16 protein-coding genes are annotated in these 15,105 nt (G+C 70.8%); 2 read left to right on the forward strand and 14 right to left on the reverse strand.

The genetic code is table 11. The annotated features are described in order from the left end of the window. Positions 1 to 77: 77 nt before the first annotated feature. Positions 78 to 1,925: a prolyl oligopeptidase family serine peptidase gene (locus tag ACIA6T_RS33950; protein WP_399450366.1), complete on the reverse strand. Its 1,848-nt coding sequence runs from the start codon at positions 1,923 to 1,925 to the stop codon at positions 78 to 80. A gap of 157 nt (positions 1,926 to 2,082) precedes the next feature. Here ACIA6T_RS33950 and ACIA6T_RS33955 point away from each other — a divergent pair, with 157 nt between their 5' ends. After that, positions 2,083 to 2,898: an SURF1 family protein gene (locus ACIA6T_RS33955; RefSeq protein WP_399450367.1), complete on the forward strand. Its 816-nt coding sequence runs from the start codon at positions 2,083 to 2,085 to the stop codon at positions 2,896 to 2,898. Between the two features lie 57 nt (positions 2,899 to 2,955). Here ACIA6T_RS33955 and ACIA6T_RS33960 read toward each other — a convergent pair whose 3' ends face one another. From ACIA6T_RS33960 to ACIA6T_RS34020, 13 genes are all read right to left on the reverse strand, one after another. After that, positions 2,956 to 4,158 (reverse strand): hypothetical protein, encoded by a 1,203-nt coding sequence (locus tag ACIA6T_RS33960; protein ID WP_399450368.1) that lies wholly within the window; start codon positions 4,156 to 4,158, stop codon positions 2,956 to 2,958. After that, on the reverse strand, positions 4,155 to 4,730 hold the full coding sequence (locus ACIA6T_RS33965) for a SigE family RNA polymerase sigma factor (RefSeq protein WP_030863114.1): 576 nt from the start codon (positions 4,728 to 4,730) through the stop codon (positions 4,155 to 4,157). Before ACIA6T_RS33965 ends, ACIA6T_RS33960 begins: the two co-directional genes overlap by 4 nt. A gap of 520 nt (positions 4,731 to 5,250) precedes the next feature. Next, a complete protein-coding gene (locus tag ACIA6T_RS33970; RefSeq protein ID WP_399450369.1) occupies positions 5,251 to 6,324 on the reverse strand; it encodes an aspartate-semialdehyde dehydrogenase in 1,074 nt (357 codons plus the stop codon). Further along, the gene (locus tag ACIA6T_RS33975) at positions 6,324 to 7,601 is read right to left on the reverse strand and encodes an aspartate kinase (RefSeq protein WP_344559814.1); all 1,278 of its coding nucleotides are present in this window, start codon (positions 7,599 to 7,601) and stop codon (positions 6,324 to 6,326) included. The genes ACIA6T_RS33970 and ACIA6T_RS33975 overlap by 1 nt, the downstream gene beginning before the upstream one ends. Positions 7,602 to 7,795: 194 nt before the next feature. Beyond that, the gene (locus ACIA6T_RS33980) at positions 7,796 to 8,374 is read right to left on the reverse strand and encodes a Uma2 family endonuclease (protein WP_399450370.1); all 579 of its coding nucleotides are present in this window, start codon (positions 8,372 to 8,374) and stop codon (positions 7,796 to 7,798) included. 363 nt (positions 8,375 to 8,737) lie between these two features. Beyond that, complete coding sequence (locus ACIA6T_RS33985; protein WP_399450371.1) at positions 8,738 to 9,754, reverse strand: hypothetical protein; 1,017 nt, start codon at positions 9,752 to 9,754, stop codon at positions 8,738 to 8,740. 307 nt (positions 9,755 to 10,061) lie between these two features. Further along, on the reverse strand, positions 10,062 to 10,304 hold the full coding sequence (locus tag ACIA6T_RS33990; RefSeq protein WP_030827821.1) for a DUF397 domain-containing protein: 243 nt from the start codon (positions 10,302 to 10,304) through the stop codon (positions 10,062 to 10,064). Next, positions 10,301 to 11,164, reverse strand: coding sequence for a DUF5753 domain-containing protein (locus tag ACIA6T_RS33995; protein ID WP_399450372.1), 864 nt, complete (start codon positions 11,162 to 11,164; stop codon positions 10,301 to 10,303). Before ACIA6T_RS33995 ends, ACIA6T_RS33990 begins: the two co-directional genes overlap by 4 nt. Before the next feature lie 216 nt (positions 11,165 to 11,380). Then, positions 11,381 to 11,713: a helix-turn-helix domain-containing protein gene (locus ACIA6T_RS34000; RefSeq protein WP_399450373.1), complete on the reverse strand. Its 333-nt coding sequence runs from the start codon at positions 11,711 to 11,713 to the stop codon at positions 11,381 to 11,383. Next, positions 11,713 to 12,090, reverse strand: coding sequence for a signal peptidase I (locus ACIA6T_RS34005; RefSeq protein WP_399450374.1), 378 nt, complete (start codon positions 12,088 to 12,090; stop codon positions 11,713 to 11,715). Before ACIA6T_RS34005 ends, ACIA6T_RS34000 begins: the two co-directional genes overlap by 1 nt. Positions 12,091 to 12,215: 125 nt before the next feature. Then, positions 12,216 to 12,875, reverse strand: coding sequence for a DUF5063 domain-containing protein (locus ACIA6T_RS34010; RefSeq protein ID WP_399450375.1), 660 nt, complete (start codon positions 12,873 to 12,875; stop codon positions 12,216 to 12,218). After that, positions 12,868 to 13,467: a recombination mediator RecR gene (recR, locus tag ACIA6T_RS34015; protein WP_030863096.1), complete on the reverse strand. Its 600-nt coding sequence runs from the start codon at positions 13,465 to 13,467 to the stop codon at positions 12,868 to 12,870. Before recR ends, ACIA6T_RS34010 begins: the two co-directional genes overlap by 8 nt. A gap of 91 nt (positions 13,468 to 13,558) precedes the next feature. Beyond that, positions 13,559 to 13,900: a YbaB/EbfC family nucleoid-associated protein gene (locus ACIA6T_RS34020; RefSeq protein WP_030863093.1), complete on the reverse strand. Its 342-nt coding sequence runs from the start codon at positions 13,898 to 13,900 to the stop codon at positions 13,559 to 13,561. A gap of 272 nt (positions 13,901 to 14,172) precedes the next feature. Here ACIA6T_RS34020 and ACIA6T_RS34025 point away from each other — a divergent pair, with 272 nt between their 5' ends. Further along, positions 14,173 to 14,913 carry an SLATT domain-containing protein gene (locus tag ACIA6T_RS34025; RefSeq protein WP_399450376.1) on the forward strand — a complete coding sequence of 247 codons (741 nt, stop codon included), beginning with the start codon at positions 14,173 to 14,175 and terminating at the stop codon, positions 14,911 to 14,913. The last annotated feature ends 192 nt before the right edge of the window (positions 14,914 to 15,105 follow it).

The following is a 15,105-nucleotide window of genomic DNA, read 5'->3' on the forward strand; positions in this document are numbered from 1 at the left end:
CGCAAGCGCCGGGTTGCGCGAACACCCCCCGGCCGTGCGACTGCCCGCAGCTACGGGGGCGAGGCAGCAGGCCGCAGCTATGCGGGCAGGTGTCGGGCTGCGAAGGCGAGTTCCAGGCGGACCTGTTTGATGCGTTCGTCGACCACCAGGGAGCCGTGGCCCGCGTCGTAGCGGTAGACCTCGTGGACGGCGTCGCGGGATTCCAGGCGCTTGACGTAGTTCTCGATCTGCTGGATGGGGCAGCGGGGGTCGTTGACGCCCGCCGAGATGTAGACCGGGGCCTTGACCCGGTCGACGTAGGTGAGGGGCGAGGACGCCTCGAAGCGGTCGGGGACCTCCTCCGGGGTGCCGCCGAGCAGCGTGCGGTCCATCGCCTTCAGCGCTTCCATCTCGTCGTGGTACGCCGTGACGTAGTCGGCGACCGGTACCGCCGCGATGCCCAGCGCCCACGCGTCGGGCTGCGTACCGAGGCCGAGCAGGGTGAGGTAGCCGCCCCAGGAGCCGCCGGTGAGGATCAGCCGGGCCGGGTCGGCGAGACCGGAGGCGACCGCCCACTCCCGCACCGCCGCGATGTCCTCCAGCTCGATCAGGCCCACCCGGTGCTTCAGCGCGTCGGTCCAGGCGCGGCCGTACCCCGTGGAGCCCCGGTAGTTGACGCGGACCACCGCGTAGCCGTGGTCGACCCAGGCGGCCGGGCCGGCCGCGAAGGAGTCGCTGTCGTGCCAGGTGGGGCCGCCGTGGATGTCGAAGACGGTCGGGAGCGGACCGGTCGCGCCGGCCGGCTTCTGGACGAGCGCGTGGATACGGCCGCCGGGCCCCTCCACCCACACGTCCTCCACCGGGACCGACCCCGGCGACTTCATCCCGGGCGGGTCGAGGACCACTCCGCCCGCCGTGGACCGCACCGCCGGCGGCTGGGCCGCCGACGACCACAGGTACTCCACGCTGCCGTCGGGCCGGGCCGTCGCACCCGAGACCGCGCCGCGCGGGGTGGGGATCTCCACCAGCCGGCGCCCGGCCAGGTCGTAGCGGAACAGCTCGCCACGGGCCTCGAAGCCGTGCACGACGAGCAGCCCCGTACCGTCCGGACACCACTCGGCGCTCACGTCACCGGGCAGCTCCAGCGCGAGGTCGGTCTCCTCCCCCGTCGCCACGTCCCACACCAGCGGCTCCCAGCGTCCGCGCCGCTGGTGCCCGATGAGCAGCCGGGTGTCGCCCGCCACCGGCGCGAAGCCCAGCACCTCCAGGCCCAGCTCCCGGGTGCCGCCCTCGGTGTCGTCGAGCTCGGCGACCGTCGTACCGTCGGGCCGCAGCACCCGCAGCGCGGAGTGCATCGCGTCACCGTGCTCGGTGTGCTCCACGGCGATCAGCGAACCGTCGTGGGAGAGGTCCCCGACGCCCGCCGACTCACGGTGCCGGTAGATCTCCACGGGCCCCTCTCCCGTACGGGCCAGGTGGATCGTCGTACCGTCCTCGTCCGTGGAACGGCCCACGACCGCCGTACGGCCGTCCCGGCCCAGCGCGAGACCGGCGGGGTACGAAGGATCCAGGCCCGGTGCCGCGAGCTCGTCCTCGCCGCCCGCGAACCGCTGCCGGCGCCACACGCCGAACTCGTCGCCGTCCTTGTCGTCGAACCACCAGATCCACTCGCCGTCCGGCGAGAGCACGCCGTCCGTCGTGCCGTTGGGCCGGTCCGTCACCTGCCGCTGCTCGCCCGTCGCCCGGTCCCAGGCGTACAGCTCGTACGTCCCCGTCGCGTTCGACACGAACAGGGAGCGGTCGGGGGCGTCCTCCGCCCAGTCGGGCAGGGACACCCGGGGCGCCCGGAAGCGCTTCTCCCAGTCGGGCATGCCCGCGCCCTGTTCCACTCGCTCGGTCTGGTGGTCCGCCCGGCCCGGCCCGTCGGACCCGTTGCTCTCAGTCATGACCCCATACTGCCCGTCCGGGAGGACATCGCGCCGCCGAGGCCCCCAGCCTGTGGACAACTTCTTCCCGATCCTTCACCGGCCTCTCGTCGGGACCGCCCGCCGCACGGCGACCCCGCGGACCGGGAACCACCCGCGGGCCCGTACCGTTGAAGGCGTGTACCGGTTTCTGCTGACGCCCCGCTGGTGGGGGATCAACGTCTTCCTGCTGCTCTCCATCCCCTTCTGCGTCTTCATGGGGTCCTGGCAGCTGGGCCGGTTCGAGGACAGGGTGGACAACCACCGCGACGCCGAGGCGCGCATCGCCACGGACAAGCGGGAGGCGGCCAGGCCGCTGGACGACCTGCTGCCCGTGACCAAGGCCACCTCCGGCAAGCAGGCCACGGTGAGCGGCCGGTACGACACCCAGCTGCTCGTGCCCGACCGCAAGCTGGACGACAAGGACGGCTACTACGTCCTGACCCTGCTGCGCACCGACACCGGCCGGGCGCTGCCCGTCGTCCGGGGCTGGCTGCCCGGCACCCCCGACCCGGCGAGGACGCCCGCGGCGCCCACCGGCGAGGTCACCGTCACCGGCGCGCTCCAGGCGTCCGAGACACCGGGCAGCAACGGCGTCAGCGCCCGCGGCGGCCTGCCCGAGGGGCAGACGGCGGCGATCAGCTCGGCGTCGCTGGTGAACCTCGTGGAGTACGACGTGCACGACGCCTGGCTCACGCTCAACCGCGGCGACTCCGGCATGAAGGCGGTGCCGGCGACCGCCCCGAGCGGCACCGGCCTTGACCTGAAGGCGTTCCAGAACCTCGGCTACACCGCCGAGTGGTTCGCCTTCGTGGGCTTCGTGATCTTCATGTGGTTCCGTCTGTTCCGCCGCGAGCTGGAGTTCGTCCGCGACGCGGAACTGGGCCTGGTCCCGGACGGGGACAACGAGGACGGGAAGCGGGAACCGGAGCGGCCGAGTCCGTCAGCGGTCTGACACCGGGCCGACAGCCGGCAACGGACCGGGGCCCGGAGGCCCGCCCCCGCCACAGGATCACACCGCCGACAGCAGCCCCGTGAAGTACACCGTGCCCGCGCACGCGTTGCTCACCGTCGTGGTGGCCGAACCCGAGCCCGTGGGCGGCGTGTACGTCACCGCCACGCTGCCGTCTCCCGTGCCGTCCTCCCCGACCAGCTGGGTGACCATGCCGCTGTCGGTGCCCGTGGACGCGCCGGTCGTCGTGGTCGGGGCGCCGGTCGGTGTCGGGTCGGGCGAGGGGCCGCCGGTGCTGCCGCCCGTGCTGTCGCCCGGAGCCGCGCAGGTCTCGGAGGGCACCCAGGCGAACTTCACCTCGTACGCCGCACCCGGCTTGAGCACCAGCTCCACGACCTCCAGGGAGGGATCGGGCAGTCCGGCCGCCGCGTCCCCCGCCACATGCCGCGCCGAGGTCACCTTGGTGGCGTCGGCCGCGCCCTGCGGAGCCGGGGTCACGCTCCCGGCGCCCTCGACGGTACAGCTCGCGGTGGAGACGTTGACGACCCGGAAGGAGCCGTAGACCGCGCCCGTGGACTCGGGGGCGGTGCTGGACGCGGTCGCCGGGCCGAGCTGGGCGGCGGTGCAGACGGGCACCCCGGCGGCGACGTCGGCCGAGGGGTCGGCGCCCTCCGTCGCCCCCGTACCGGAGCCGGTGCTCGCGCCGCCCTCGTCCTGTTCCTTCTTGTCGCCCTTGCCGGTCCCCTCGACCTGGTCCGAGGCGCCGCCCGTGGTGCTCTCCCCGCCCTCCGGGTCCTCGCCCTGACCGGTGCCGCCCTGCGCCTGCGCGGCATGACCGACGGCGGAGGGGTCGGCGTCGGAGCCGGTGACGCCGGAGACGTGGACGAGGGCGGGGACGGCGGTGCCGAGGAAGAGGGCGGCGGCGGCCACGCCGACGAGGGCCTGGCGCTTGCGGGCCCGGCGGGCGGGGACGGCCCGGCGCAGATAGTCCAGGGTGCCGTCGCCCGGCTCCACCTCCCGCACCGCCCGGTGCAGCAGGGTGCGCAGTGCCAGCTCGTCCGCGTCGAGCCCCTCGGAGCCCTGTTCGTCCAGGCCGTCGTTCACAGTTCCGTTCCCAGCGTGCGTGTGCTCCGGCTCGTTCCCGTCGCCGGTTTCCCTTACGTCCCCGGGCGCGGGCACGCCCCCGGACTCCCGCGCGGCCCCGGACGGACGCGAGCCCTCCGGCCCGCGCTCCTCGCGCCGCGCGTCCTTGCCCTCGCTCATGCCGGCGCCTCCATGGCCAGCCGCAGCGCCGCGATACCGCGTGAGCCGTACGCCTTCACCGAGCCCAGCGAGATGCCGAGGGTCTCGGCGACCTGCGCCTCCGTCATGTCCGCGAAGTAGCGCAGCACCAGCACCTCGCGCTGGCGGCGCTGGAGCCCCTTCATCGCCTTGATCAGCGAGTCGCGCTCCAGCTGGTCGTAGGCGCCCTCCTCCGCGCTCGCCATGTCGGGCATGGGCTTGGAGAGCAGCTTGAGGCCGAGGATGCGGCGGCGCAGCGCGGAACGGGACAGGTTGACGACCGTCTGGCGCAGATAGGCCAGGGTCTTCTCCGGGTCCCGGACGCGTTTGCGGGCGGAGTGGACGCGGATGAACGCCTCCTGCACGACGTCCTCGCAGGAGGCGGTGTCGTCGAGGAGGAGTGCCGCGAGACCCAGCAGCGAGCGGTAGTGCGCGCGGTAGGTCTCGGTGAGATGGTCGACGGTGGTGCCGGCCGCCACGACGTCGTCGGTGCCGTCACGCTGTCCTGGTATGCGGGCGGGGCGCGCTGCGGGCATGGGCGCGATCACCGGCATGCCGCCGCCGGACGCACCGGGCATGCGGGGTCGGTGAGCCTGACGGGGCGGCCGTAGGGCCGTGCCGCGCGGCGCTGTGAAGTCGAGTACCTCAGCCACGCCAGTTGGACACGCTTCCCCTCGTAAGGGTTGTACGTGCCGGGCGTCACTTTTGCGGCGGCCGGTGTGGCCGGCCGCCCGCCCGCGTCGGGCAGCACCACCGACAGCGCATCAAATGCCCTCATGCGTCCCGCTCTTCCCCTGTATTCCATATGAACGGACGTCCCCGCGCCCGGCTCCGGACGTCCCCACGTCCGGAGAGCAGCGCCCCCACGCCCCCCGGTAAGGGTGACCGCAAAGACGCTCCCCGCCCTCCGCGCGGTTGCGGAGAACGGGGAGGTGAATCCTCGTGCAAGCCCCGTACAGGCCCTGCTCAATCCTCCGCCGCCGAAACGGCCTGATCAAGAGGCGTCCAGCCGGGAATCCGGCTCACAGGGCTTACACAGATCCTACAAACGAATGCTGTGCGATCCAGAACTTTTTACCGTTCAACCGCCACGAGTTCGGCGATCTGGGTGGTGTTCAGCGCCGCCCCCTTGCGCAGGTTGTCCCCGCACACGAAGAGCTCCAGCGCGGTGGGGTCGTCCAGGGCCCGCCGTACCCGCCCGACCCAGGTCGGATCGGTGCCGACGACGTCGGCGGGGGTGGGGAACTCCCCCGCCGCCGGGTTGTCGAACAGGACCACGCCGGGCGCCGTGGCGAGGATCTCGCGCGCCTTGTCGACGGTGACCTCGCCCTCGAAGCGGGCGTGCACGGTGAGGGAGTGCGTGGTGACCACCGGGACGCGTACGCAGGTGACCGCCACGGGCAGGGAGGGCAGGCCGAGGATCTTGCGGGACTCGTCCCGGACCTTCATCTCCTCCGAGGACCAGCCGTCCTCGCGCAGCGACCCGGCCCACGGTACGACGTTCAGCGCGACCGGCTCCGGGAACGGCCCGGTGTTGTCCCCCACGGCCCGCCGTACGTCACCGGGGTGGGTCCCCAGCTCCGTGCCGGCCACCAGGGAGAGCTGCTCGCGCAGGGTGCGTACGCCCGCGTGTCCGGCGCCGCTGACCGCCTGGTACGAGGAGACCACCAGCTCGCGCAGCCCGAACTCGGCGTGCAGCGCGCCCAGCGCGACGATCATCGACAGGGTGGTGCAGTTCGGGTTGGCGACGATCCCGCGCGGGCGCCTCCGCACGGCGTGCGGGTTGACCTCGGGGACGACGAGGGGCACGTCCGGGTCCATCCGGAACGCGCCCGAGTTGTCGACCACCACCGCGCCCCGCGCGGCGGCGAGGGGCGCCCACCGCTCGGCGACCTCGTCGGGTACGTCGAACATCGCGACGTCGACCCCGTCGAAGGCCTCCTCGGTGAGCGCCACGACCTCGGTCTCCTCCCCGCGCACGGCCAGCTTGCGGCCGGCCGAGCGCGGGGAGGCGACGAGTCTGATCTCGCCCCAGACGTCCGCCCGCTGGGACAGGATCTGGAGCATGACCGTGCCGACGGCCCCGGTCGCTCCCACGACCGCGAGCGTCGGCCGCCCGGAACGTCCGGGTCCCTCGGTACCGGCCATCAGCGGCCGGTGCCTCCGTAGACCACGGCCTCGTCGCTGTCGGAGTCGAGACCGAACGCCGAGTGCACGGCGCGGACGGCCTCCGGCACGTCGTCCTTGCGGGTGACGACCGAGATGCGGATCTCGGAGGTCGAGATCAGCTCGATGTTCACGCCGGCGTCGCTGAGCGCCGTGAAGAAATCGGCGGTGACGCCCGGGTTGGTCTTCATACCGGCGCCGACCAGGGAGATCTTGCCGATCTGGTCGTCGTAGCGCAGGGAGTCGAAGCCGATGGCGCCCTTGTTCTTCTCCAGCGCGTCGATGGCCTTGCGGCCCTCGGTCTTCGGCAGGGTGAAGGAGATGTCCGTCAGGCCCGTGGACGCGGCGGACACGTTCTGCACGACCATGTCGATGTTGATCTCGGCATCGGCGATCGTGCGGAAGATCGAGGCGGCCTCGCCGGGCTTGTCCGGCACACCGACGACCGTGACCTTGGCCTCGGAGGTGTCGTGCGCGACACCGGAGATGAGAGCCTGCTCCACCTGCTTGTCCCCTTGCTTCATCGGCTCACTGCTGACCCACGTGCCCTGCAGTCCGCTGAAGGACGAACGGACGTGGATCGGGATGTTGTACCGGCGGGCGTACTCCACACAGCGGTGGAGCAGCACCTTGGACCCGGAGGCCGCCAGTTCGAGCATGTCCTCGAACGCGATCCAGTCGATCTTCCGGGCCTTCGTCACCACGCGCGGGTCGGCGGTGAACACACCGTCGACGTCCGTGTAGATCTCGCACACCTCGGCGTCGAGCGCGGCGGCGAGGGCGACGGCGGTGGTGTCGGAGCCGCCGCGGCCGAGCGTGGTGATGTCCTTGGTGTCCTGGCTGACGCCCTGGAAACCGGCGACGATGGCGATGTTGCCCTCGTCCACCGAGGCCTTGATCCGGCCCGGCGTGACATCGATGATGCGGGCTTTGTTGTGGACCGAGTCGGTGATGACACCTGCCTGGCTGCCGGTGAAGCTCTGGGCGTTGTGGCCCAGGTTTTTGATCGCCATGGCCAGCAGGGCCATGGAGATCCGCTCTCCGGCGGTCAGCAGCATGTCGAGCTCGCGCCCGGCAGGGATCGGGGAAACCTGCTCGGCGAGATCGATCAGCTCGTCCGTCGTGTCGCCCATCGCGGAAACCACGGCGACCACCTGGTGGCCGTTCTTCTTGGCTTCCACGATCCTCTTGGCGACGCGCTTGATGCCTTCGGCATCGGCTACGGAGGAGCCTCCGTACTTCTGCACGACAAGGCCCACGTGCGCTCCTCGCTCAGTCCGTCGTTTTCCACAGTCCGCACACATATGTGTGCGCTGCGGTCGGTTCAGTCTATCGAGCGCCCGAAAAACCCCTCCGCGATATCGCATGGTGAGACTCCCCGGCGCCCGTGCAGGGGGCTCATGCCCATCCCGGCGCGGCCCACTCGGGAAAGTGCCCCGCGTCACACGCGGGCTCAGTCGACGAGGTCCTTGAGTGGTTCGGTGTCGAGGGTGATGTTCACGGGGTCGGGGAGCTTCACGGCGGCACCGAAGGGGAGTTTCTCCTGGTGACGGTAGCGGCCGTCCTCCGGCTGGTTGAACACGACGACCGAGCGGTCGTCCCGGTCGATGAGGAGGTACACGGGGATGCCTGCGGCGGCGTAACCGTCGGGCTTCTCGACTCGGTCGCGCCGGTGGGTGTCGGAATCGTGCGACGTGACCTCCACGGCCATGAGCACGCCCTCCGTCTCCGACCAGTCCCCGTGCCCCTTCGCGAATCCGAAGGGAGCCAGAACCCCGTCGGGGCGAGCCCTGCCCTTGCGGTAGGTCTCGACCTTCATGCCCCGGTCCCCGTAAAGCCACAGCTCCGGGCGGTGCTGCATGCACAGCCTCTGCAACCAGGCCACGATCTGGTCGTGGTTACCATCCGTCACCGCCTTGACCTGGACCTTCCCGTTGATGAACTCCAGCCGCACGGTCTCGGGAGCATGGCGTTCCAGCTCCTCGAACTCCTCGACGGACATCTGCGGCCGGTGTTCGGTCGTGGGGGTCATGGCGTCGCCTCCTCGACACCATGGTGCCCCGACCGGTACCTCCCGCACGCTCATTCGTCCCTCCTCTCCGGCCGGCCGTCCGAGGACCTTCGTGCTCGTCGTCCGCGGGACGGAAGAGCCGGTCGATCCGCGCGTCGGCCTCCGCGGTCTCCTCTTCGGTGAAGGGCCCGTGCTCCGCCTCGTACTCCCGCATGGCCGTGAGCCCGGCGGCACGCGGCTGCTGGTGATCCGGACGCGCGTCGGGGTATTCCTCCACCGCGACCACGGCTTCGACCGGCCGCCGACAGGACTCGGCGTACGCCTTCAGGCGCTCGGTCAGGTCCCCGCCGAGAGACATGGGCAGGCCACCGCCGCCGGGGACTGTCACCTGTTCCGTCCCTTCGGCGAGGTCAGTCCCGCCGCGCGGCGGAGGGCGTCGACGCGTTCGGTGACATCGACGACCTCGTCGGCGCCCTCGAGGCCGCCGCTCCCCCGGGGGCCGGGGAGGAACGTGTCAGGCACAGCCCCGTAGAAGACCACCGGCCCTTCCGCCTCGATCTCGGCCATGCACTCCCGGCACAGGCCGTGCGCGATCTCCGTCGTCCGCTCGTCCGCGTCGCACAGCCCGCAGACCATGAGCACGCGGGTCACCTGTGCCCGACGGCCGGCCTTCTGCCGGACCTTCACCTTCTTCGGAGGCATTTTCCTCTCCAATCGGTTGCGGGCGAGTCCGCCCGGGTTGTCGACGGCGGGCGGCAGCCCGTCGGTCAGTGCCTTCGTGATGTCCTGCGGGCTCGCGCCATGGGCCAGCCACTGGGCGGCGAGGGGTTCGAGGGAACGGCAGTCGCCGTCGGACAACGGCATACGGCCATCGACCGCACCGGCCTCGGCGAGGGCTTGGTACGCGGCGCTGGGCTGCTCGGCGACGGGCTCTTCCCGCTCGCTCTCCGCAGCCGCTTCCGCCGCCGCCTGCTCGGCTTCCGCCACGACTTCCGTGTCGGCCTCCTCCTCGACCCGCGTCAGCCCGGGGAAGTAGTGCTCGGTCACGTCCTTGCCGTGGCGCTCCCGTGCGAAGTTCTCCCACCACTCGGCCGACCTGCGGGTACGCGACCAGTACGTGCGGGTCACCCACCGCATCGAGTTGTCCTCGACGGTGATGTGCTCCCTGATCCAGCGCAGATGCCCGGCGACCACGATGCGGCCCAGCGAGACACGGACGGCCTGCTGGCCGTAGCGGGGGTGCACGGCGGCGATGGCCTTGTGGCCCATCGCGTGTCCCTCTTCGAGGTGGTCGACGAAGACGGCGATCTCGGCGTCACGCGGGAGCAGATGTGCGAAGTCCGGGTCGGCGTGCGGGTCCTCGTCACCTGCGTGACGCTTTCCGTACCCCGTATTGGCCATGGGGTGGGACGGGGAGGGGAGGGCGGGACTAGGGTGGGCGCAAGCCACGGTCGGGGCTCCTCGATTTCTAGGGTATCGAGGTCCCTCGATACGTAGGTCAGGCCCCGGATCGGTGTTGGTGCACCGCCGGGGCCGACTCATGTGCTGGTCGTTTGCCGCGAACCTAGAGCCGCGTGACACAGCGAAGCAAGCCGATCACGGATCGTCACTCTTACGAGGTACGCCGACTCAACTCACGTTCAGGCTTGGTTGGTTGGATATTTCAACCACACCAGGAAACCCAGGGGAAGAGCTCGGAGCCCGAAGCTCAAGCTCCGGGCTGAACTGCGGAAACGAACGCCGACCAGGCAGGCGCGGCGATACGGAGTTCGGGGCCCGCGAGGTTCTTGGAGTCGCGGACGTGGACGGCACCGCAGTGGGCGACCTCGACGCAGGCGCCGCCCTCGCTGTCGCTGTGACTCGACTTGAACCACGCCAGTGCGACCTCGACGCAGTTGCCGCCCTCGCTGTCGCTGTGACTCGACTTGAACCACTTCAGCTGGTCGCTCACGGCTGATTCACCATCCGCTCGATGAGGCGGACCGACTCGTCGGGGTCGAGGGCCCGCGTGCGGATCATGCTAAGCCGCTCGGTCACACGGCTGACAACCCCTGGTTCGGCCGAAAGCTCGCTGACGAACGCGCCCTCCGTGAAGGCGAATCGCTCGTGATCGTGCCCCTCCACCAGCACCATGGGACCCTCCAGCGCATTCGCGAACGCCCGCTCGAAGGGCAGCACCTGCACCACGACATTGCGCAGCCGGGAAACCTCCAGCAACCGCTCGAGCTGCTCCGCGTCCACCAACGAGCCGCGCAGGACGGCCTCGTAGAGGACGAAGCTCAGCCCGACCGGCGGCTTGCGCTCCGTGAGGATGGCCTGCCGTTCCATCCGGGCCGCCACCCGCTCCTCCACCGTCTCCTCGTCCAGCGGCGGGATCCGGTTGTCGATGAGCGCCCGCGCGTACGCCTGGGTCTGCAACAGGCCTGGGATCAGAGTGACTTCGTACGTCCAGAGGCTCGTAGCCTCCCGCTCCCGCTCGATGAAGTCCACCGCCCGCGTGGAGTACCGCTCCCTGCGCACGTACTCCTTCGCCGCACTCAGCATCCCCTGTGCGCCGCACAGTTCGTCCGCCACGTCGAGCACCCTGGGCGACGGCATCCGCACGCCGCGCTCCATGGACGCGATGGTCTCCGGGGCGTAGTTGGCCGCGGCGGCCAGCGCCTCACGGCTGACGTTGGCCATGGTGCGCCAGCGCTTCAGCTGGTTCCCGCTGTAGCACCAGGCCGCGGGTGGCTGGGAATTGTTGTTCGGGACCGGCACGACACCCACCTCCGACTGGTACACCACGGCGCGAGTCTCCACGGTGGCCACCGAGCGTAGACCGTACGGCATCACCGCGTGACCGCGACGAGTGCGATTCACCGTCCTGTATGAACGACCGCCTCCGTCACCGGCCGCACGTCGTCGGCTACGTCGGCGTCTCCGCCCTGGACGGCAACACCTGGCCGCTGCGCTGGTACAGCGAACCGACGCCCATCGCGCCCCACGTCACGTCCGAGGCGTTGCTCGGGTTGCTCCGCACACCGGTCAGGCCTCACCCGCCGTACGGTCGCCGTACTCGATCGTCACAGTGATCCTGGCCCCGAGCGCCTCCGCGTACGCACGCATGGTCTCCAGGTTGTGGATCTCTCCCCGTTCGATCTGGGAGGCCCTCGCCTGGGAGATCCCCACCGACGCGGCCGCCTGGGCCTGTGTCAGCCCCTGCTCCTCACGGATCTCACGCAGGTGGTGTCCCGCCACGTAGACCTCCGTCGCCGTACGAGCGGCCCGCTTGCGGGATTCCCACTCGGTGTCGGGCACCTCGGGCCGGCTCTCGCGGATCCGACGCTTGACGTCGGCCCAGCCGCTGTACCGGCTCATCACGCCTCTCCGCCCTCCGCCACCACGTAGCCGGGTACGGACGGCCAGCGGACGGTCAGTACCACCGACTCCTCCTCCGCGAACCAGGAGTGGTCGGTTCCGTGTCCCCATACGACGTAGTCGCCCTGTTCTTCCAGAAGGACGCTGCGGCCGGGGAGTTCGACTCGGAAACGGCCGCTGACGAGGACCAGGAGGGCTGTGCGTTCCTCGCCGCTCACCCACTGCGTTCGCTCGTCGCCACGTGGGTGGACGCCCCACTTGATCTCCACCGCCTCGCTGTGGCGAGGATCCCCGGCGTCCTTGAAGTGCCCGAGGAGCCAGCCCCGGTCCAGCGCCGCGTCCCTGCCCGCGTTGCCCACGTACACGCTGTCGTTCACGCGGCGGACGCTAGCAGGGGCACCCCTCCCAAAAAAGCGTGAACACACTGGCCGATACTGTCCATCAAGCGTTCATTTGAGCAATTAATGGACATTCACCTGCTATGTGCTCACGCTTTTTCTGATCACGTGACCGGGCGGACGCCCAGCGGGGTGCCGATCTCCTCGGCCATGACCTTGCCCGCCTCGAACTCCAGGGTGTCGTCGCCCATGCCCTGGTCGGTGTCGAGGCCGTCGAGTTCGGCGAGGGGCTGGTTCAGGCGGACGTGGGCGACCACCGACTGCAGGGCGCGCAACGCCGCGGACGCGGTGGAGCCCCAGTTGGAGAAGTAGGAGAACTGCCACCACCACAGGGCCTCCGTGGTGCGGCCGGCCCTGTAGTGGACCATGCCGTGGCGGAGGTCGGTGATGACGTCGGTGAGGTCGTCGGAGATGCGGGCCGGGACCGGGGCCCGGCGCGGCTCGTAGGGGTCGAAGACCTCCGAGTAGACGTCGATCGGGTCGAGCATGCGGGCCAGGTTCTCGCGGAGTTCGTCCACGTCGGCCTCCGGGCCCGGGTCGGGCTCGTAGCGCTCGTCGGGGACGATGTCCTCGTGCGCGCCCAGGCGGCCGCCGGCCAGGAGGAGCTGGGAGACCTCCAGGAGGAGGAAGGGGACCGCCGAGTCCGGCTCGTCGCCCTTCGCGACCTCCGTGACGGCGACCAGGAAGCTCTCGATCTGGTCGGCGATCTGGACGGCGAAGTCGTCGGGGTTCTGTTCCGTCGCGTGCAGCGTGGCGTCAGACATCTAGGAGTCGTCTCCCCTCGAAGGCGCGGCCGAGGGTCACCTCGTCCGCGTATTCCAGGTCGCCACCCACCGGGAGGCCGCTGGCCAGGCGGGTGACCTTCAGGCCCATGGGCTTGATCATGCGGGCGAGGTACGTCGCCGTCGCCTCGCCTTCCAGATTCGGGTCCGTGGCCAGGATCAGCTCCGTGACCGTACCGTCGGCCAACCGCGCGAGAAGTTCTCGTATCCGCAGGTCGTCCGGGCCGACCCCGTCGATCGGGCTGATCGCGCCGCCGAGGACGTGGTAGCGGCCCCGGAACTCACGGGTGCGCTCGATCGCCACGACGTCCTTCGGCTCCTCCACGACGCAGATGACGGCCGGGTCGCGGCGGGTGTCGCGGCAGATGTTGCACTGCTCCTCCTGCGCGACGTTCCCACAGGTCGCGCAGAAGCGGACCTTCGCCTTGACCTCCATCAGCGCGTGCGCCAGACGCCGCACGTCCGTCGGTTCCGCCTGGAGGATGTGGAAGGCGATCCGCTGCGCGCTCTTGGGACCGACGCCGGGCAGCCGCCCCAGTTCGTCGATGAGGTCCTGGACCACGCCTTCGTACAACGGACTGCCGTCCCTTCCTGGTGTTCCTTCAGTACGTACGGTAAAGGCCCGCGGGCCGTCTCCGAAAGGTTCGAGGGGTCGATTCGAGAAGTCAGAAGGGGAGGCCGGGGAGACCGCCGCCGCCCAGCCCCTGGGCCAGCGGGCCGAGCTTCTGCTGCTGGAGGGCCTGGGCGTTCTCGTTGGCCGCCTGGACCGCCGCGACGATCAGGTCGGCGAGGGTCTCGGTGTCCTCCGGGTCCACCGCCTTCGGGTCGATGACGAGGCCGCGCAGCTCGCCGGAGCCGGTGACGGTGGCCTTCACCAGGCCGCCTCCCGACTGTCCGTCGACCTCGGTCCTCGCCAGCTCCTCCTGGGCCCGGGCCAGGTCCTGCTGCATCTTCTGGGCCTGCTGGAGCAGCTGCTGCATGTTCGGCTGGCCACCACCGGGGATCACGATTCGGCTCCTTGGTCGGTCCGTCGGTAAGGGTTTTACCGTTCGGCACGAGCCTACGTGGTCGCGGGGGCCGCTGCCCCGACACTCTTTCGAGTGAGTCACGGTGGGGGCCCTATACCTGATCACGGCCATCTTCCGGACGAAAAAGAGCCCGAACCCCCGGCGCCGCCACCCATTGGGCGGTAGGAAGGGTCAGGCGCGTGAGCACCTGGCGTCACACTTCACGGACGGACAGTACGCGGAATCAGCAGGGGTCAGTAGGGAGATACCGGGTGGGTCAGCCGGAGATGCAGCCCGAGGGTCGGCCTCAGGACGGGCGGGGCGAAGGGGCGGCCGGGCCCTGGCCGGACGACCTGGAGGGGCGGGAGTTCCCGCTCGGGGACTGGGGCGAGCCGGCGGCCCGGCTGGACGAGCTGTACCGGTGGGTGGAGCGCGGCGCGCTGGACACGGCCGCCTGGTACCTCGCGGACCGGATGTGGAAGCGGCGGTGCGCGTGGGCGCTGCGGGCCGGGACGGCCGGGGGCGCGCTGACCGGGGCGGCGCTGCCGCTGCTCGATCTGACCGGGGTGGCCGACGGGGCCGCGCCCTGGGGTTATCTGGCGCTGCTGCTCGGGGTGGCCTGTGTGGCCGGGGACCGGTTCTTCGGGATGACGTCCGGCTGGATGCGGGACGTGGCGACCGCGCAGGCCGTGCAGCGGCGGTTGCAGGCGTTCCAGTTCGACTGGGCGTCGGAGTGCGTGCGCGAGGTGCTCGGCCCGGCGGACGGTACGGCGAGCGAGGCGGCCGAGCGCTGCCTGTCGGTGCTGCGGCGGTTCTCGGAGGACGTCACCGAGCTGGTGCGGGTCGAGACGGCCGACTGGATGGTGGAGTTCCGCACGGGTGGCGCGCCGCTGGGCATCCAGACGGCGGGCGCGGGACGCCCGGAGGGCTCCCTCCCGTACGGCCGCTTCCCGGCCCCGCAGGGGCCGGCCCGCCCCAACATGCCGCGGCAGCGTCCGCCCGAGCCGCGCTGAACCGGCACGTCACGTCACGGCACGTCCCGTCACCACGGCCACCAGGTTCTCCGCTCTCAGCCACTCCACCGTGCCGCCCCCGCCGCTGCCCGCACATCCGACCGGGCAGTCACCGCACGGCCGTACGAAGCGGTCGGCGGTCTCCGTTCTCGGGAGTTCGACGGACGTTCGACGACCGTGTGCGGTACGGGG

This window comes from Streptomyces sp. NPDC051740, assembly GCF_044453165.1.
Taxonomy (GTDB): Bacteria; Actinomycetota; Actinomycetes; order Streptomycetales; family Streptomycetaceae; genus Streptomyces; species Streptomyces atrovirens.